17 protein-coding genes are annotated in these 19741 nt (G+C 37.9%); 5 read left to right on the plus strand and 12 right to left on the minus strand.

What is annotated here, in order from left to right; translation table 11 throughout:
• Positions 1-37: 37 nt before the first annotated feature.
• From DYH63_RS21420 to mobA, 5 genes are all read right to left on the minus strand, one after another.
• Positions 38-3901 carry a hypothetical protein gene (locus DYH63_RS21420; RefSeq protein WP_205528271.1) on the minus strand — a complete coding sequence of 1288 codons (3864 nt, stop codon included), beginning with the start codon at positions 3899-3901 and terminating at the stop codon, positions 38-40.
• A 375-nt stretch (positions 3902-4276) separates the two neighbouring features.
• A complete protein-coding gene (locus tag DYH63_RS00805; protein WP_116790706.1) occupies positions 4277-4570 on the minus strand; it encodes a hypothetical protein in 294 nt (97 codons plus the stop codon).
• Positions 4571-4577: 7 nt separating this feature from the next.
• A complete protein-coding gene (locus DYH63_RS00810; protein WP_116786988.1) occupies positions 4578-4847 on the minus strand; it encodes a helix-turn-helix domain-containing protein in 270 nt (89 codons plus the stop codon).
• A gap of 229 nt (positions 4848-5076) precedes the next feature.
• Positions 5077-6354 carry a conjugal transfer protein MobB gene (gene mobB, locus DYH63_RS00815; RefSeq protein ID WP_116786989.1) on the minus strand — a complete coding sequence of 426 codons (1278 nt, stop codon included), beginning with the start codon at positions 6352-6354 and terminating at the stop codon, positions 5077-5079.
• A gap of 2 nt (positions 6355-6356) precedes the next feature.
• Positions 6357-6788 (minus strand): conjugal transfer protein MobA, encoded by a 432-nt coding sequence (gene mobA / locus DYH63_RS00820; RefSeq protein ID WP_116786990.1) that lies wholly within the window; start codon positions 6786-6788, stop codon positions 6357-6359.
• A gap of 469 nt (positions 6789-7257) precedes the next feature.
• On the opposite strand from mobA, the gene DYH63_RS00825 reads away from it, so the two are divergent.
• A complete protein-coding gene (locus DYH63_RS00825; RefSeq protein WP_116786991.1) occupies positions 7258-8301 on the plus strand; it encodes a DUF932 domain-containing protein in 1044 nt (347 codons plus the stop codon).
• 699 nt (positions 8302-9000) lie between these two features.
• Here the strand turns inward: DYH63_RS00825 and DYH63_RS00830 are convergent.
• The 4 genes from DYH63_RS00830 to DYH63_RS00845 are packed head-to-tail and all read right to left on the minus strand — an operon-like array spanning position 9001 to position 12446.
• The gene (locus tag DYH63_RS00830) at positions 9001-9855 is read right to left on the minus strand and encodes a hypothetical protein (protein WP_116786992.1); all 855 of its coding nucleotides are present in this window, start codon (positions 9853-9855) and stop codon (positions 9001-9003) included.
• A 4-nt stretch (positions 9856-9859) separates the two neighbouring features.
• On the minus strand, positions 9860-10198 hold the full coding sequence (locus DYH63_RS00835) for a hypothetical protein (RefSeq protein WP_116786993.1): 339 nt from the start codon (positions 10196-10198) through the stop codon (positions 9860-9862).
• Positions 10199-10224: 26 nt separating this feature from the next.
• A complete protein-coding gene (locus DYH63_RS00840) occupies positions 10225-10734 on the minus strand; it encodes a hypothetical protein (protein ID WP_116786994.1) in 510 nt (169 codons plus the stop codon).
• A gap of 17 nt (positions 10735-10751) precedes the next feature.
• Positions 10752-12446 carry a hypothetical protein gene (locus DYH63_RS00845; RefSeq protein ID WP_116786995.1) on the minus strand — a complete coding sequence of 565 codons (1695 nt, stop codon included), beginning with the start codon at positions 12444-12446 and terminating at the stop codon, positions 10752-10754.
• 168 nt (positions 12447-12614) lie between these two features.
• Between DYH63_RS00845 and DYH63_RS00850 the strand changes: the two genes are divergently transcribed.
• From DYH63_RS00850 to DYH63_RS00865, 4 genes are all read left to right on the plus strand, one after another.
• A complete protein-coding gene (locus DYH63_RS00850; protein ID WP_116786996.1) occupies positions 12615-13004 on the plus strand; it encodes a helix-turn-helix domain-containing protein in 390 nt (129 codons plus the stop codon).
• Between the two features lie 153 nt (positions 13005-13157).
• Entirely contained in the window at positions 13158-13598 is a 441-nt protein-coding gene (locus tag DYH63_RS00855; RefSeq protein ID WP_116786997.1) for a hypothetical protein, read from the plus strand.
• A gap of 58 nt (positions 13599-13656) precedes the next feature.
• Complete coding sequence (locus DYH63_RS00860) at positions 13657-14541, plus strand: DUF488 domain-containing protein (protein WP_116786998.1); 885 nt, start codon at positions 13657-13659, stop codon at positions 14539-14541.
• Between the two features lies 1 nt (position 14542).
• Complete coding sequence (locus DYH63_RS00865) at positions 14543-15367, plus strand: DUF8758 domain-containing protein (protein WP_116786999.1); 825 nt, start codon at positions 14543-14545, stop codon at positions 15365-15367.
• 58 nt (positions 15368-15425) lie between these two features.
• Here the strand turns inward: DYH63_RS00865 and DYH63_RS00870 are convergent, their stop codons facing one another.
• From DYH63_RS00870 to DYH63_RS00880, 3 genes are read right to left on the minus strand one after another with little or no spacing between them, the layout of a single operon-like run.
• Positions 15426-16550, minus strand: coding sequence for a phospholipase D family protein (locus DYH63_RS00870; RefSeq protein WP_162926878.1), 1125 nt, complete (start codon positions 16548-16550; stop codon positions 15426-15428).
• A 10-nt stretch (positions 16551-16560) separates the two neighbouring features.
• Positions 16561-17697, minus strand: coding sequence for a hypothetical protein (locus DYH63_RS00875; protein ID WP_116787001.1), 1137 nt, complete (start codon positions 17695-17697; stop codon positions 16561-16563).
• Positions 17681-19735 carry a restriction endonuclease subunit S gene (locus tag DYH63_RS00880; RefSeq protein WP_116787002.1) on the minus strand — a complete coding sequence of 685 codons (2055 nt, stop codon included), beginning with the start codon at positions 19733-19735 and terminating at the stop codon, positions 17681-17683. Before DYH63_RS00880 ends, DYH63_RS00875 begins: the two co-directional genes overlap by 17 nt.
• Positions 19736-19741 lie beyond the last annotated feature (6 nt).

Below are 19741 nucleotides of genomic sequence, written 5' to 3' on the forward strand. Positions count from 1 at the left end.
GAACCCCCGCATTATACATGCAGGGGTATAAAAATTATTAGCCTTTAAATTCTACCGCAATGTTTACTTCCAGTACTTCACCTTCATGGAGAAATACTACGGATTCTTTTGTTCCCTCTACGAGTACATACTGAGGTTCAACGAGAACCTGGCCTGAATCGATGACCAAAACATATTTTCCGGGTACTATTGGGCCTAATTCCCATCGCTCATCTATGGTGTAGGCAACATCTACAATAAAGCCATTTATATCCTGTAATTCCACTCGGATGTTCCTTTCTTTGACGCCTCTGATAACCCCGCGTACTCCTGATGACGGCTTAATGACCGGCACAGGGATATCAGTATCGCTGCTGAGTTGCGCCTGGGTAATTTCGAAATTATCACTGCAGGGTACCTCAAGCGGATTTTCAAGGTCAGTATCACCGCAATTGCACGGTAATGCACGCTCCACCTTTAGTCCAATACTGTCTGCCTGAAGGATGGTAAGATCGGTCGGTAGGCGCGTAATCCATGCTTTTCCTACTTTAACAGGCTTTTTATCAACGGCCCTGATCTGCCTTACCACATCCATGTAATTATCATCATCGATTTCAGGGACCTGGCCGCCATTCCATATTTCTCCGGTTTTTAAATAACGTTTAACCGCTTCTTCAAAGCCCGGTTTTACGGTAACGGTTACTTTTGCCATACCTGCCTGCATGAAGTTCCTGAAAATCGGATCGCTGTTCTCATCAAACTGGTACATCTTATTCCAGCGGTCCCTTGACCCCCAGTAGTAAGGATAAAAATTATAGGACATAATATCCCACTCAAAAGCAGACTCTATGAACTGGACAAATGCTCCATAGTTGCTAAGCTTACTGTTAACAGTAACTTCGTAATTTGAAAAAGTACTACCGGTAAACAGGCTTTTACCATAGGTATCATCACTATTAGGGTTTTGGTCAATAAGGTATGAAATACAGTTTTTCCTAAGTATTACATTTTCAATCTGGCGGTAGAATCCGGGATTTGTCTTTTTAGTCTCAAGGGCAATCGCTGTTTCTTTGGCTTCCTGCTCATTATATTTCGCAACCGCATCTTCATAAGCTTTCATGATCGCGTTGAACGAACGTTGCTCCCATCCTTTTATAAGAGATTCTGTAGCAGTACAGCTAACAGCTACTGTTGCCTGAAATGAATAATACCTATCTGTAGCTATAGATATTGGCACTGTCTTGGTGAAACCTCCGCATTCAAAGCCGTAAGAAATACCATCAATGGCTGTAGAATAATTTAACGGTGGATAGCCTTTTGTACCTACTGCAATATACATAGTGGCACCGCTGCTTATTTTACCTTTTGCATTAACAGTGCACCATACAGAGCGGTATCCTTCAGGAATCTCAACTTCATCCTTCAGGCCGGCACCACTTGAGTTGTCTTTTGGATTTGCCGTTTCCTTACCATAGGCAAGCGCCTTACCAACTGTGACTGTAGTGTCGGGATAAGGCTCAATCTCCGCATTGTACATCCCGGCCCAATACGCGGCCTTTGTTTCATTAATGTAAGAATAGTCCGGCATACCAAGGTAGCCCGTAACTTTTCTTGGATCTACGGGCTTAGTAAGTAATACCAGATCTTTCTCCGGTGTTTGCGTGCCAACGGTCATGCCTAATTCATGCAGGCGGCCGGGTTCGGGGACCATGAACTCAAAAGTAAGGCGCCTTCCATAGTTTACAATCTGGTTTTTGTAGAGCTTATCTACCCATCGGTAGACACCAACAACGTGGTCGCTTCCCTGGCGGTTATCAAAGCCGTGTTTATTATTCTCTTCAAATTCTTCGATAACCTTGCGGATACGTTCTTCCTTAACCTTGCTTACCACGCGGTCCATAGCCCTTTGGGTTATTTCCTTCGCTTTGGTAACCGCCAAATTGGTGCTGTTTTCCGAAGATGTGCTGTTGGCAAAAGAAAGTCCTGCATCGGCATGGAAGGAGCCACCAAAAGCTTCCCCGGTTACCCCTGCATTGGCATAACCTGATGCTTCTTTGCTTTGCTGTATTACCTGCGCGATTTCGCTGTGCATTTCAAAGCGGTCGGTCGATGTTGTATCAGTAAGCTTTTCTTTTTCTGTTTCACTTGAAGTTGTAGTGGTGTCTTCCGTGCGAAGCAGCCTTCTTGATGCTTTTTCTTTATATTCGCGGGCCATCACATTTTCAATATGTGATACTTCGCCTTCGATGTAGCAATGTACTGATTGTTCTACCTTTAAATAGTCGGCAATACCTAACTGTCTAAGCCCAAATCCGGAAGGCACAAAATGCTTCACAGCAGTTGTTGAAGATGTACTTGCTGTCCTTGCTACAGATGGCTGCTGGAAATATCCCTTTTGAGTAAATTGCAGGGCGGCTTCAATATCCTTGATACTTTTAACTTCCCCTGAAGAAAGGTAAAGATCAAAATCAATAACCGGCCCGTTTTGCAGGTTTTCGTCGGCAAAAGTAAATGCGTAAACCCCTGCAAGTTGCTGTCCGGTGCCAGTAGCTGCAACGACAGGCTTGTTTATAACAGATTTTGTGGTTTTACCATCCAGCGTTTGGCTTACCCCAACTTTAATGATGTTTTGACCTTCCGGCAGCCACGTATAAATATCATAAAGAAATGTAAGCCCTGATTGTACACCACAAACAGCGTAGTGATTCTGGTCGCCCGGAAGGGACATTCCATCTTCGCTCACAGGAATCCTTACCCCTGCGATACTTACCTGGGTCTGACCGACTATGGTATTTTCTCCAATCGTCTTATTATTATCTGCAATAAATTTTTTAACGGTTTTACAAAGACTATCATACGATCCATGCTCCTCAATAAGCATTTCCTTTGTTACGCCGGTTTTTTGACCTGAGGCAGCGGCAGCATAATTATAGCCCAGTGCCTCGGTAAGTGCAGTATAACTCTCGGGAGTTAAACTACTTTTAATTGACGTTGGTGTAATCTCAGGTTCAAAGCTAAAATCAAGATCCGGCAATGTTGGATAAGGTATTGCATCAGGCTGTTGACAGGGATCTTCCGGATTAAATACTGTACCGGCTTCTCTTACCTGGCAAAAGTTTTTACGTGCATCCTCAACATCCTTATAGTACTTGTCCAATGTTGCCTTTACCGAATTGCCGTGCAGCTTAAGATTAGCGTCGTAAGCTTTCTGATAGGATGTTTTATAGGACCTCTCCAGTTTTTGCAGTTCCTTTAACAGAACCTCACCCTGTTTGCTTTTATGGTTGGCCTTAGTAATTAAAGCCTGTCTCTTTTGCAAGCCTTTAGGCGCTTCGGTTATTACTGCTTCGGTATCTTCTGAATCGCTGTCATTCAGCAGATCTTCGGTAAATAATTGTGAAGGTAGCGCAATATTTGCGTACGTTAGTTCGCTATTAAAATCTGCATCGCCTTTTTTCAAAGAGCGCACCACATGGTTTGCAAGGAGCATTTGCATTACAGCCTCCTTGATGTAAAAAGAATCTTTAGTAGTGATCTGGTAGAACAAGTTATTCCAAAGTTTCGCTTCATTAGCTGTATCTATTGGTTTTGCAATTTTAGCTACCTGTTGTTCCAGTTCGGCATTTGTAGCGGTACTCCTGTTCTTTAAAATCCAGTCTCCAAGTTCATGAAGAGGCTGGGCAAGCGCAATGGCATCGTTTTGCGATTTTAGTGCATCTTTGAATTGCAGGGAAGCTTCCCGTAAAGCCTGTGCTTTTGTAATGCCCTCAGCACGCGTGTTTACAAAGTTATAATACAAAGATGTTTGCAGTGCTGCTGGTGCAAGGACAAAATTAACGGGCATTGTTGCGATTCGCCTGGGCTCAGGGTTGCGTACATTTACAAACCTGAAAAGTGTTGAAGCAATTTCATTTTTGCTCATTTAAGTAAAAATAATGCAAATATCGGGGGATGTTAAGGCAAGGCCTAAACGGGAAAACTTGAAGGGTAATTTGATTTGACCAAAACGGCCGTCTATTTATTATAATCTGCAGATTATATTGAAGTATTGAAATGCAAAGGTACGCATAAATTTACTAATGGCAAAATTTAAATAATAAATTTTAACTTCGATAAGTGTTGTAGATTTTAAAACATTCATTAACAGGTAGTAAGTGATTTAAAAAATATAAAGATAATATAATGTCCTTACAAGAGGATAAATAAGAATCCTTTACAAAGCTAATGCTCTTCCAGTTGGCTAAAGTTATATTTAAATATATAACCCGATAATCCGGTAAATAATTTTCTTATTTAATTATCTCTGTTTTATGAATAACAACTCGACTTCACTTCTATACCCAGGATGATAACAGGGTGTATAGCGGATGTACCCCATTACCTGAAGTTCTTTAAAGTATTTATGGTATGTTGGTAAAGTCTTGACATGCGAAAGTGCCATGATTTTACTACGGCTAACCTTGATGTTTTTTGACTGCCCCTGCATGTAGCCAAGGTACAAGATGGCACTAAGCAACGCAAAGTGCCATACGTTCAGGGAGGTGTCACGCTCAAATAGCTTCAGGTATTTTAAAAGGCTTTGCAGTTCCATACGCCAACTATTTGTCATCAAACAAATTCATGATGTCTACCTTGCTGTAGTAATAGGAACCCAGTACTTTTTTAAAGCGTATCTTTCCGGTGATGCGCAGGTTTTGCAGCGAGCCTGCCGATATATCCAGTAGTTTGCGTACCACACGGCTTTTAAGCCAGTCCAGTACCGGTTTATTGTGCTGTTCCTTTTTAGACTCTTCAATGATTTTACGGAAATCATTCATCATGACAAGGCCAAATTGCCTCAGGTCATCTTTTGTAACATACTCGCTCATCACCATTCCATTTTCAGTTTATAGTCCTAAAATAATTATAGTAATTGTTGGCTTTGTATTTCTACCACTCACTGGCAGTATATGTCTTTAACTGGTATTGGAAACAAAAAGGCACTCCCTTCCTTCGTCGGGAAAGCCTCTTAGTTTTGGTACGGTATTGCCGATTTGCAACTACGCTCCTTCGTCTCTTCGCTGCAAAACGGCAGGTTGTTTCCGTGAGATCGTCCGGCTATCTCCTTAATCCTTTTGATTTCTTTTTCATTTGCCGTGCAAATGCTTCTTCCTCATAATCCTCGCCTTGCGTTTGCGGCAATAAGCCACCGAATATTTCTGAAATAATATTTGAAGCATTTGAAAGTGATGGATTGATTTGATTTTCAGTAGTTTTGTTCTGAGTAACAGAGTGAGTAGTATTGGTAGCCAATTTTTCTGAGCTTGGAGGTAAATCAATTTTTGGTTTTATACCATTATTCCACCAGTCATTGAATACACCGGCACTGAGGGTTTTGCCAAGTTGGGAACCATTCCATACGGATCGGGATTGGTGGTCGATAAATGTAATTCCGTAGATACGGTTATCGGCTGTCCGTCGTAAAACCGTATTAATTCCATTGCTTTTTAATCTTGCTTTGAAATCATCCTCACCGGTGGCAGCTTGTATGGATTTCTCTATGGTGGTTTTAAGGGTTGTCCTAACCGGGCTATTTTGTAACTGCTCCATTGATTTGTTGAAATGCAATTGCAGTTCGTTATAACCTGCACTTTTTCCAAACAAAGAAGCTTTAAACGGATTGCTTGCTTTTTCTGCTTTTTCGTTCAGCGCAAAATAGACCAGCCCCTGCCGGGCTTTCCCGTTGTACTGACCTTTTACCTCTTCAACGGTAATGTTGAATAACGATAGCAGGGCATTATAGGTTCCGAGTGTTGGGTATTTGTAATATTTCGGCAGGTAGCGGATAACGGCCGCCATTTGGCTTTTGATATCGCCTGCGTTATAGTTGACCGGTTTAAAGATAAGCTCTGTTTGATTTTGCCTCTTTTCGACAGCACTTTTTAAAGTATACTTTTCTTCCAGTTCCCTACAGGCTGCCATAGACTTTCGTCGTTCAAAGGCATCCGAAATTTTCCTTCCTTCTTCATCCACACAAACAGTTACAATATGTATGTGGCTGCGTTCAATGTCATTGTGCCTAAATACAATGAATGGCTGTTGGCCATAACCCATTTTTTCCATGTAGTCTTTAGCAATGGCTTTGTAATCACTTTCGTTGATTTTATCGTTGGGGTCAGGATTAATCGAGATATGCACTACAGGCTTTTCAGTTTTCCTGTTGGCAACGAGATGTGCTTGGAATGAGTTAAAAATTTGTGGAATGGTAAACGAACCGTCCGGCGATTCTATGATTTTTTGGCCTGCCAATACCGCAGCGGTATTGTTCGTCACTTTATCCATGTTGTAGGATAGCGCACCGAACAGGCTTCTGCCCCTGCCAATCTTTGCTACCATTGTTACTTATTAAGATGGTTGGCTTCAAATTCACCGGTGAGTGTAATTATCTTTTTGCCGAGGACTGAAAGTTCAATGGTTTGTTGTTCCAGTTTGTACAATGCAGCTGCCGCTTTTTTTTCGGAAAAATTGCTGTATAGCATTTTAATCACCTGGTTGTAGTTGACCCCGATGGCACGGAACTGCCCGAACAGTCCTGTCAGTTTCACATGGTAATCCATTGCTGCCTTGTCAATTTTTACTGTAGTAATTGTTTTTTGGAAAATACAGGCGGTTATAAAGTGAGCCATCACATTCATCCCGGATTTTTCAAACAAGGATAGGAATTTTGCATTTTCCGCAGCCGTCAAACTTATGGAATAACGATAAATAGCACGGTCATCTTTGGGATGCCTGCCACCTTTGTACTTTTTATCCGGGCTATCATTTTCCATTTACGGTTTTACTTATCTATTATAGAAGTGAATATAATTATGAAATTATAGATAAGCCTAGTATAGTCATGCTATGGCAATCATTGGCCTCAATTGGCCAATTTTTATAATATATCCAACACCGACTGGTGTTGTCAACTGTTAGCCCTTGATGTATTATCAAAATACATTGATAGAAACTTTTCCCAAGATGCACCGTTAAAAGGCAGCTAATGTATTGCGGGTAAAGCCGGTGGTAAAAGCAAAAGACTACGGCATAATGGCTTTGCTCACACACTCGCAAACCCACCCTTCGGGACTTATTCCGTTTCCTTTTGTTTTACCGCTTTACCCACATTGTTTATCTGCTTTCTTTTTCCGGTTTTCTTTTGGAAAAAAGTTATGCGGAGCGCAAGCGAGGCAGGACGTTATCAGATTAGAGGACTGGACGGAGATACAAAACGATTGTATCATTTTAAATTCAACAACTATGGCACATAATTTAAATTTCAACACAGAGACAGGGCAGCACGCATTTATGAGCGTAAAGCAGCCCGCATGGCACGGACTTGGGCAAATTGTAGAAGACTACCCCACAAGCCGCGAGGCAATTGCCTTTGCAGGCTTGGACTACGAAGTGGCAAAAGCCCCGATTTTCGCCCGTGGCGCTAGGCTTTTTGAGAGCTTTGCAGTCCCTGACCAGTTCGCCACAATGCGCACCGACACCAAAGCCGTGTTCGGTGTAGTCGGCAAGGATTACCAAATAGTACAGAATGCGGATGCATTCGCCTTCTTTGATGCCATTGTGGGCGGTGGCGAGGGCATACAGTACGAAACCGCAGGCGCACTCGGTAATGGGGAGCGTATTTTTATTACAGCGAAGCTGCCCGGCTACATCCGTGTGGGCAACGGGGATGATGTAACAGGTAAATATATTTTCCTGACCACCTCCCATGACGGCAGCGGAAGCATTACCGCAGCCTTTACGCCCGTGAGAGTTGTTTGCTCTAATACATTAAATGCAGCGATGAAAACAGCAACTAACGTAGTACGCATACGCCACACCGCAGGGGCAAAAGAACGTTTGGAACAGGCGCACAAAGTAATGGGTGTTGCCGACACCCTTTCATTGCAGTTAGAGGGCATTTTTAACGAGTGGGCAAATGTGCGCATTGAGGATAAACAGGTAAAGCAACTGATACAGTTGGCACTTTGCCCTAACAGAGAAACCTACAACCTTTTAAAGAAAGGGGCTACCGACGAACTTTCAACCATGTATAAAAATGCCTGTGAGGCTGCTTTTGAGTACGCTATGGCAGACGATACGCAAAGTTTGGAAACGACTAAAGGAACTGTATTTGGCGCGTACAATGCCGTTACGGGCTACTACCAAAATGTGCGCAGTTTCAAGACGGGAGAGGATAAACTAAAAAGCATCTGCCTTGGCGGTACAGCACAGGCACGGGGGCAAAAAGCCTTTGACCTGTGCGGGGACTTTGCTAAAAACGGGGCAGCTGCACTAATGCTAAACTGATATTAAAATGCAGCCCTGCTTTGCAGGGCTGTTAGTTTATATATATTTACATAAGTATGTGTGTATTTACGTAGTTACGTAGCTACGTTGATATGTACATACATATTTACGTAAATACAGCCATACACCTATACAGTTGTATATGGGTATATTTATACACCTACCGGTACCTATGTACTACTATACAGCTGGCAATACGGCTGTACGGATTTTCAAAAATACAACGGCACAGCCTGCCAACAGGCTGACACTACAGATGAAAGGTTTTTAAGCTAACGAGCCAGCCAGCTATATAGCTTTAATTATACATTTTTTAATTCCCTGCAAGCTGCCACAGCATAACAAAATCCATTGCAAGATTTTTTCACTCGCGGGCAGCCTACAGGGCTGCCATCTACGGAAAATATTAGATATTTCACCGGCTTTTATCGCTTTATCTCTCCAATTGAAAAATTGATTTATCTGATCAAGAGAAAAAGGACATGAAGCCCTTTTCAGTTTTAAAATATTTACTAAGAATATTGTCGCGTGACAACAGCAAGTTGTGTTTTAAGCTGCTTGAAATGCTTTCCGCAGCTTAAAACAACTTGCCCTTGCGCAGGGGGCTAAAAAATCTCCAGAGTCGATTTTTGATGTGAGTCGCCAAACTTTTATTATGCCAGTGATTGATTTCATGATAATTTTATTGATGCAGAGGATTTATTCTGCACTTTCAACTTTCAGTTTTTTAATATTCATTTTACACCGTGCCATGCACTCCTTAAATATCTCATGGGCTTTTATTGAAATTTGTCCTTTCTTAGTAATAGCTAAGTCTAAAATCTCTTTGGTGAACTCTTCTTTGCACTTATTTTTGTATCGTATTATCCGAAATGAATCATCAAGCATGGTAATAAGATTTGACTCTTCTTCGCTCTCCTTATCGAAAAAATCTCCAAACTCAGGATAGAATTGATGCAAATAGGCTTGTTGCTCCTGCAAACTTTGGGAAGGATAATGCTCACCCATGATTAGTAATTCCACTTTCTGAAAGGTGTATTTCAATGTTTGGTGTAGATGAAATATTGCCTGTAGATAGTTGTCAACCTGGCTATACCATCTGGAATAAATATAGCTTTTATCAGCATAAGCATTTAGTAACAGGTATTCTTTTTCTGCATTTCGAAGTAGCTTTTTAGCTTTTTTAATTTTTTTCAACCGGAATGTTTGATTAGTGGGATCTGAAGTGTAGGCAAGTTTGGCTCCATTAGCATGGTTCATTAAATAAAGGCTACCTTCTTCCCAAAACTCTACCGCCACCCTGTTCTCAAAAATAGTAAACTTAAATTGCGGGTAGTTTTTAAATAACCTGCTTACAAAAGGCCTGATGTCCGTTGCATCCATCTCGCATTCGTCAGATATAATAAGCGTCAGTATAATTTCAGGGCTAAAGCTATTGTTATCTACAGACAGGTATATCGAATGAAGTGGTAGAAAGTCCAACAAGGCTTTTATAATTTTTTTTAATTCCTGCTTCTCAGGGTGGTTTTCCGGGATTGTTATAGTGTATTCCATGATTTCATTTTGTATTTAAAAGCTCAATTTTCTCATGTGCTATTATAAAAGCCCTGCTTTGGAATTCCTTACAACGGCTTGCAACAATTTGTAAATCCTGATAAGGTATTGCGTCAATGTGCCTGTTTCTCACCATCCCCGGACGCATACACAGTATTTTAAAAAGTTCCTGCTCGTGGGGCGTATTGCGTGGGAATATTTCCTGCGTAATCGCCGTTGTGTAATCACACAATTCAAAAAGGTATTTCGTTGAGAATTTCTGTGGATGGTAGCCCAGTAACGAATGTATCAACATCAGGCATATATGTTCAACAGCAAGGTGCAGCAGCACCGCGCTGGTCATTGTACTACCATTCTTTTCAATAGCTGCTAATGCTTCAAGATATCAAGTGCTGCTGTATTGCGGGTGTACAGGTATATCCGGCTATCATCATAATATAGCTTAGGTTCGTCCACAAGATGCAACAAGGATTGTACTTCCTTATTTTGATAAACAATGTTTTCATACTCAAAAAGCATGTGAAAGAAATAATGCTGGTTTTTGGTCACGTCATGCAACGATGCTGTACTATGTAATAAAAGCGTGGCTGCTGCCTTGCTGCCTATATTAGTCTTGATTAGTTTGTTGAGTTTCGCTGAGCTGTTTTTTTGCAGCTTATTTACAAATACAACAAGGTAAAAATGGAGTTGTTCACTATGGTTACCTTCAATGAAGATTCCTGTACTGACGGTGTTTAAAGTGTTGCGATAGCCTAAGCAATACACGGCATCTGTTTCTATAGTACCTGCTATAATGTTACATATCTTTTTTAAGGATGCTTCTATGCTCTCTGAAATGCCACGCATCCATTGTGCCTCTGACTTATTATTCCTGTCCATACTTTCTAAGTTTTAAGTTAGTCCTGATCCTCAGATTTATCCATTCCCTGCATATCTTCTAATGCCTTATTTACCAATGTATGGACATGGGCAACGAACTCATTGCAACGTCCTTCGAGCAGTTCCATTTCATCAGTGCTGACCATATCTTTGCCGCTATAGCGTAAAGTCCAGGGCTGGCGGCTAAGCTGTTTTAATATTCGAAGGTCACTTTCAGTTCGGGTTGGAAAAAAGTTGGCGATCTCGGGGCTGAAATGCTCACAAATCTCCAAGAGGTAGCCTATAGAAAAATAATTAGGGCTGTAGCCTAAAAACAGCCGTATCATCGCAAGGCAGGCCTGTTCAACAACATGGTGCAGCAACATACCTGTCAGGTGTGTATACGATGAATCGTAACCATCGGCAACATGTTCCAACAGAATGTTCGCAATAGTATTCCTGTAGTGCAGGTACTCTATAGCAGGCGCTATGTTGCGCTGTTGAGGTGTTACACTATTGAAGATCGGTTGGTGTTCAGTTAGATATACCTGCTGTCCGCTGCTTATGACTTTATGGAAAAAGTATTTCTGGTCAGCCTGCTCCGTTTCAAGTTCAGCCACATTATGGATAAGCAATGTAACAGTATATCTTCCTTTGGACTTGCTTCGGATTTTCCCTGCAAGGTCGTGGGCTGTGTTGGGAGTAAGACCATCTTCAAAAACAAGCAGGTAAAAATTAATGGTGGCCTTTTTTTCTTCAACAGCAAGGCTGTCTCTCGGGGGCAACGCTTCATTTTTTCCAAAGCAATAAATAGCTTTTGTTTTAATAGCCTTGATAATTATCCTGCTGATCTTATCCAGTGCGGTATTTTCATCATTGGTATCTGAGAGCTTGAGAGGTTTTTCCCGTACCGGTTCCTGAAAAGTAGACAATGCCGCCTCACATGAAGAAAGCTGCTCTTTATAGACTTTTCGGGTTTCCTTAAGCATCCACTGCATTTTTTTATAAGCGGTTACTACGGTTTCTTTTTTGATTTTTATGTTACCTGTATAGGGGAATGACCTCGTAACGGTATGCAATAGTTCCACCAGTTCTGCTTCTTCAGGATTGGAACGGTCAAAAAGTTTGCTAAATGCTGGTGCGAACTCTTCAGTGATTCCCTGTTGGTCGTTGACGCTTTTGCCGCTGTACGCTTTGCCGGAAGTCAGTTCGCCAACAATGCCAAACAGTGATATTATGTTTTGGTGAATAGTAAGCAATGCAAGTTGGTGGCTGTTAGTACCCATATAGTGCTGCGCACCCCGGCTCATGGCATCGGCTTTTCCAAACATCTGCAATACATGTTTCATAGCCTTAAGAAAGACGCTTTGTGCCGCAGGTAATTTTTCTATCATCTTACTATAGGCTGTATCGTTCTTAAACAGTGTCCTGCATGTCAGATACCATTTCAGGTAATAAAGGTTGCCATCTTTGAGTTTGTGGATCACGTCCGCACTGTCTACAATTTTACAGGGCAGCTGTACAGAATATTTTTCGAACAATTTTTCAGAACGGTCGTACATTTCTGAAGCGATCTCTGTGAAGTTCCCTTCCATAACTATAGTAAGTATATCGCCCATTTTACCTGCGGTATTGGACTCGTGCAGGGTGATGGCAGTTACATCCATCAAAACCCGAAGGTCATTGATCAGGGCTTCAAATTCTTTTTCCGATGGGATTATAATTGCATCCATAATTTTGAGTTTTACTTGTTGAACATTCCTTTAAATTTGTATTTTTGTAATGACCAGCAAGTAAGAAAGACTTTAAGGTGTACCGAATCAATTTGTTGTGTATGGTACATCTTTAGTCATGTATTTTACATCTTGGAAAATTACACACCTAAATATTACCTTTGAATTATGAGTACTACAGCGAAACCAAACCATATAGGACGTAAAATCAGCCGTATCCGTGAACTTCGCGATATGAAGCAGGAGGCTTTGGCACTAGCTTTAGGAACGAACCAACAGGCAATATCCATCATGGAGAACAGTGAAACTATTGAGGAAGAAAAATTAATTGAGGTGGCAAAAGCTCTGGGCGTTAGCGTAGAGGCGATAAAGAATTTTTCTGAAGAAGGAGTGATTAACTATTTCAATACTTTTAATGAAGCTGTTACCAGTAGTAATTTTGGGCACAATAATACTTGCAACTTTAATCCGTTAGATAAAGTTGTGGAACTATATGAGCGTTTAGTTCAGGCTGAAAAAGATAAAGTCGCTTACTTAGAAAAGCTTATGAATAAATAATGATAATATTATTTTCTATGCTATTATTTCAAAATCTCAACTTTGCTAAGTCTGAAAAGGTAATACATTATTTTTCAAGAATGTTGGTGAATTAGATAATCAACTTCCTAGTTGTAAAGTCCTATGTAACATCAGCTTCTAATATATATAATTATGGATATTTTTGAACAGACTGATAGAGATACTTGGAATACAAGAAGGGAATGGGTCGATAAAGAATTACAAGATGCTGAAATTGGATGTCATTTACTCAGCGATCACGCGACAGCGCTTTTTATGGATATGCAATTAGCCTATTGCGCCGGTGCATGGATTTCTGTTGTCGTAATGTCTGTTTCAGTTATTGATGCTCATTTGCGAGAGACTGAAGCGATGGATAACTGTATCGGCACTGCAAAACTATTGGACGAATATTACGAAGGAAAAAACATAAATTGGCTGAGACAGCTTCGAAATCATTACGTGCATTTAAACATGAATAAAAATATCTTGAAGATGAACGACTGGTTTGACAACCAGTTAGAATTTGAAATGAATGCAACAAAAGCAATTAAAATGACAATTTCTGCATTATTCCAAAATCCAGGAATTTAATAAATTAAAATTTTTCGGCATCAGCTTGAATACAAAATGCATTATATACATTTGCATAATGTTTTATAGAAGAAAAATTATATACTCGCTAATACAAATGTTGGGCGGTGAATTGGAAAAAATTCGCATTCAGAAACTTCTTTTTTTATTTAGTCAAAAAAAAAATAAGGCCGAATATGATTTTGTTCCTTATAAGTATGGATGCTATTCATTTTCATTAAAAGCTGATCTACTTACTATGTTGAAAAAAGAAAGTTTGCTAGAAAATGAAAATCTATATATAAAAAATACTTTAGTCGATTCAATTAAAGCCTTAAAGCCTGACGATAAAAAATTATTAAGCGAAGTCGTTACTTTATATGGCAACATGAGTAATGAAGCTCTGATAAAACACACGTATGTAAATTTTCCTTATTATGCTTCGAAAAGTACTATCGCAGATAAAATATTAAATATTGACCAACTTGCAAAGGTAAATTTACAAATCAATAAGAGCTTTGAAAGAGTGTTATTTACAATTGGTTACGAAGGTAATTCTCTTGAAGAATATTTAAATAAATTAATTAGGAATAATGTTCGATTGCTTGTCGATGTTAGGAAGAATCCCTTAAGTATGAAATTTGGATTTAGCAAGGCATTGTTAAAAAAATATTGTGAAAGTGTGGGTATCGGTTATCTGCACATTCCTGAAGTTGGCATAAATTCCGAACTCCGTCAAGAATTAGATTCCCAGGAAGACTATGACAAGTTGTTTAAGAAATATAAGAAAACAGTATTATTAGATACAATTCCCACTCAAGAGAATATACTAAAATTACTTGAGCAGCATCAAAGAATTGCATTGACCTGCTTTGAAGCAAATATATGTCAATGTCATCGAAAGCCTTTAGCTGAGGCAATTGAAAAATTACCTACATTTGAATATAAGGTAAAACATATATAACTTGAAAACCAAAGTTTTAATTACTGTTACGACTTATCCTCTTCCATCTAGAAGCTATGATGAACTAGTATGCACAGCCGGATTATTGGAGAATGGGCAATGGATACGAATATATCCAGTTCCACTAAGCTTTTTGATAGACCTAAAAGGATCCGGAAAAGTAAATAATGTTAAGTACACTTGGATCGAATTAGAATTAAATAAACGTACTGATGATTTTCGTCCTGAAAGTTATTCACCAAAGCATTATGACTTTAAGGATTTAACCTTGCATCCTCATGTGGGTACCAAATCAAATTGGCTAGTAAGAAAAAGCTATTGCTTAAAAACAGTCTATACAAACCTATCCGAGTTGATAAATCTATCAAAGGCTCCAACAAACTGCTCATTGGCTACATTTAAACCTTCTAAGATATTAGGTGTCGAAATCGAAGATGATAATCCTGAATGGAAAAATGAATGGAAGGAATTAAGGAAGCAAGGTGATCTATTTGCTACAGAGCAGTCACCTGAAATTTTGATTCCTAAACTTCCATTTAAGTTCTTTTATAAATTTCTAGATGAAGGTGGAAAGAAAAGCAGGATGATGATTGAGGATTGGGAGATAGGCGCACTATACTGGAATTGTTTACGAGCAGCGGAAGGAAATGTAGCCACGGCATTATTAAAGGTTAAGGAACAATATGAAACGAACTTCATAAAAAATAAGGATGTTCACTTCTTTCTGGGGACTACGAAGGAATGGCATATGCGCAGAAGTAAAAACCCATTTGTTATAATTGGGGTTTTTTATCCAAAATTAGAATCTCAATTAAGTATGTTTTAATGTTATGTTATCTACTGAATAGCCTATATTTTGCGACTTTTATTTTATATTACAAGAATTACACAATTAATGGAGTTCCTTGATATAAACTATCAATATAGGATTGGTCTATTAAGTTGTATATCTTTTTTGCGTGTTGAAATTTTTGTTCTACCCAGTAAGCTCCTTCTTCACTAAGCCAGATATCAGGTTTTCTCATCAATGAGAGTCTAGGATTAATATTCTCTTTCCCTCTTTTATAACTGTTTTTAGTTCCTTTAAAACATTCGTAACCTAATTCAGTCATTAAGGCTCCCATTTTAGGACAATTGCCAAATGTGGTATTTAAAAATTCACCTGAATGAACTCTTATATAAATAGGATAATCTACTTTCCAATCAATTTTGGCTATATCTTCAGGACTAGCGACATCTCGTAACCTGTTATGTTTTCTCGCAATAGCACGACCAAATATTGCATACTCTTCATTATGTATCATTCTTGCCATATATACAACATCTCCTTCATTATATCGAATTGGCCTTCCAAGGCCAGTAGGAAAAGTTACAGCAAAATGACAATGCGCTCTTGTTACTTCATCTATTACATCTTTATCCCACGAAGCTCTATTATTTCCTTTTCCATAAAATTTTATAAAGTAATTTTTACTGCCAACGACTTTTTTAATTGGTGATATTCCATAATCCATTAAATTAGTTCCAACAACTTTTATCTTATTGCTATCAATTTCAGTTTGCCATTTATCAATTTCTTGTATATCTAATATGTAATTATCTAATTTCCATAATTTTTCAAAATAATTCTGTGTTTCAAATACATGTTGTTGATCGTCAGTTTGTATTCCTAATTCATGATTATTAAAAAAACCACCATTAGTAAAATTTGCAGATGTAATGATCGTACTTTTTTGATCAAAAAGATAAGCCTTGCTATGCAAACCTTTTACACCTTTTATTTCTGCGCCATAACTAACTAATTTTTTTAATGCATTAAGACTTGAAACTCCGGAACGAAAATCATTAAGATTAAAGCGAGTAATAACTTGAATATTATTTCCCGTCCAATTCTTTAATAAGTGAGCTACCATATTATCACCAATGAAAGGTGATATGATTTTTAGATCTTGAGTGTTTTGTAATTCTTTTACAAAATTATATAGCCATTTATCTTTAATTATTTCCATTCTTTTTTCTTTACAAAGTTCCTTCAGCCTTTTTTGTATATAATATGTCAATTGCACCACATATTGCCCATAATGTATCAAAAACTCTCGATTGGTCATTTACAAAATTTTCTAAAGACATGCCGATTGATGGGATAGTTGTCGTCATAGCAATTCCAGATAAATGAATGAGATTATTGCGAACCTTCTGTACAACAACATCTATATCGTCAGGTAAAATGGAATTGTCCAAAATATTTGCCTCAGCTGGGTCACGTGAAACGCTGAGAGCTGTACCTAAGCCTCCAATATTTATTTGACCCGCAACAGCGATTACATCAGAAGACCAGAAATCCTTTAAATAGTCAACTTCCCTTATTTCTAAAAACCAACGCCCATTCTTTTTTATTCTTTTTATTCTGGTAGTATGTGGCGTAACTGAACCTGCTTCACTTAAAAAATCTGAACTTATTCTAGGCATTACATCTCTAAATCGAACGTTAAAATCTGAGCCATTTAGCGTGATATCAACTTCTTTAATTTCATAACTGTCAATAGTTTGGACTCCATGGCTGTAACTATATCCTTTTATTTCTAAAGCATCTCTTAAAGTCCCTTCTAATGCGATAGAGATTAAAGCTAAAGAGGTTAAATAGCTTCCGCTCCTATAAGCTATTATAGCCTGATTGACATATTGAACTATATATTTAGGAACAATATCGTCATTACTAACTGAAATGCTTCTAATTGGCAAAACAATTGATTCTTGAGTTAATTGTAAAGGTAAAGTCCAGTCTAATTTCCATTTTCCATCTACTGTGTAAAAAATTTTATAACCATTTTCTACATCTAATACACAATTTTGATAAAAATCATTCATGCTTACTCCAATGGCTCCATTATTGATGACTAAGTCATTGTGCAATTCTTCGATTAATGAAATTAAAAAGTTACGTCCATAATTATTTCCAACTCTATCAATTCTTCTCCTTAAACCTGCTATTTGTGTTGCATGTGTACCAGCATTGATTGTAAAAGGTAGTGGGTCACCAGCTAATACAATAACCGCCATGTCTAGTATTTTTATTGGATTTGCAGCATATAAAGCAACTAGAGCATCAAAACAATTAATAACAGTTTGTCTGTTTATATTAGGAAACGCTGTCATCAAAATCCTCCTTTCCTAAATTTAATAATATATTTTTTAAATTCAGCGAGTGTTTAGACAACTCTTTTTCAGTTTGAAAAATTTTATTTGCTATGTCATTATAATTGTCACAAATCTCATCTTGAATAAAAAATGGAGGAACTGGTATATATATAGATTCAAAACTCTGAATACTTAAAGCTGGAATTACAGTTGCTGTTGACCCCTCCTGCAATTGTTTTTGCACATATTCACTATTCATAGCGATAGCCAAATATAATGGTCTAATGAGCCTAATATTTGGTCTAATTACTATTATATGTTGATTAACAGGTAAGCCTTCAAACTCATCAGTAACCAGAGCGGCACTACCTCTTTGTGTGCTAATAATATTAATTAAAATATCATCTTTAAAGACTCTAGTGATATTCTTGGAAAAATTTTTACTATTGGTGAATGAGATACCTTCTTGCAACAATTTCATACTTCTAACCGATGCAGGAGTTATAAATGGAATTTCCTCAAGTTTATCTTGTTTGATAGGATTTCCTCTTTTTAACTCATAAATCAATTCCTTTAATGGCACATTCTCAAAACCATTTTGTAAGTTTTGAAATTCATTTGGATTATTTTTAAGCCAATAGTTCGAAAAGTGAAAGTTTTCAATATTTAATTCATTGGATATAAATCCGTTTTTAGTATTACTTAAAGCACCCTGGTGTAAAAATGATTTCCATTCAGTCTTTATATTTTCAAGATTAGATCTTTTATTGCGAAGAGGAATTTCCTCAAGTGAAGCGAAAAAAGTTGAATCTTCATCAACACCTTTCTGTATAATTAATATACTCGTTGACACCGATGTATATGGCTTAAATGTATCGATACTTAGATTTATAATTCCTTTGACTGAGTTATATTGCTTTAAAAATTGTCTGAATTTTCTATTTCTTGATGAAAGTAAAATACCATCTGGAACAATTGCAATAACATAACCGCCAATTTTCGCCTTATCTAAAGCCTTATGTATTAACAGCTCGACAGAATCTTTTAAACTCGACTCATTTGAATCAAATTTTAAACCAAAAGGAGGAGCTAGAAAAACGCAATTTAATGTACCATCACTGTTATCAAATTGTTCAGATAATAATAAGTTCGGGTTGAATTCTGAATTATCTTTTTTACCACCAGATAACAATTCCTTAGATTTTATCCAAAACTCATTACTTTTATTAAAATAACTTGAATTTACTTTTTCCCAACCATTCAGATAGGCACTACTCATTAATATCCCACTCTTTGAGAATAAATCTAAAGCCTCATCTTTTGGATAGTCTTCTGGATAAAAACTAATCAGAAAGTCCGCTAGCCATCTTGGAACTTGCCAATCTATTTTGTTCTTACTATGAAATTTTTCAATATAAGCTAATACCTCTAAACGACTTTCAGAAAAATCAAGATCCTCCCACCTTTCTAAAATCTGCTTTATGATATCTTTACTTTCAACAAAATCCTCTGTCCGAAAATTGGTTTTTAAATAATCATATGATATATCAAAAGGTAAATTTAAGTCACTACTGATTTTAGAATATATGGCAAGCGATAAATCAAATGACAAATCTCCTGTAATCGGGAAATTTTCAAGAAAACTTGATACATGCTCCATAAGAGCATATAAAAATTCTGTATCACTCAATTTTTTATTATGAATTTCTCTAAATACTATCGGCTCAATTATTATTGGTCGACCTGAATCACCAGTTTTAAACCACATAAAATTAACTCCATTAGAAATCATAAAGACATTTGCCTTTAATTCATTAGCAACTCTTTGAAGTTGTCTAATAGCTGGTTGATAACCTATATCGCTACTATTCAAATCAAATATGTCAATTTGCTGTTTAATTTCTACAGCTATCAAATTATCGCCATTCGATGTAACAAGTAAATCGACATTACTATCTGATGGAGTACGAATTTTATATTCGATGGTTTCTGCTCCATAACCCAAGTGATTTAAATACTTAATTACATCGAGATATATTTCACTTTCTGTTCTCATACTCAG

The sequence above is a fragment of the Flavobacterium psychrotrophum genome, assembly GCF_003403075.1.
Lineage (GTDB): Bacteria > Bacteroidota > Bacteroidia > Flavobacteriales > Flavobacteriaceae > Flavobacterium > Flavobacterium psychrotrophum.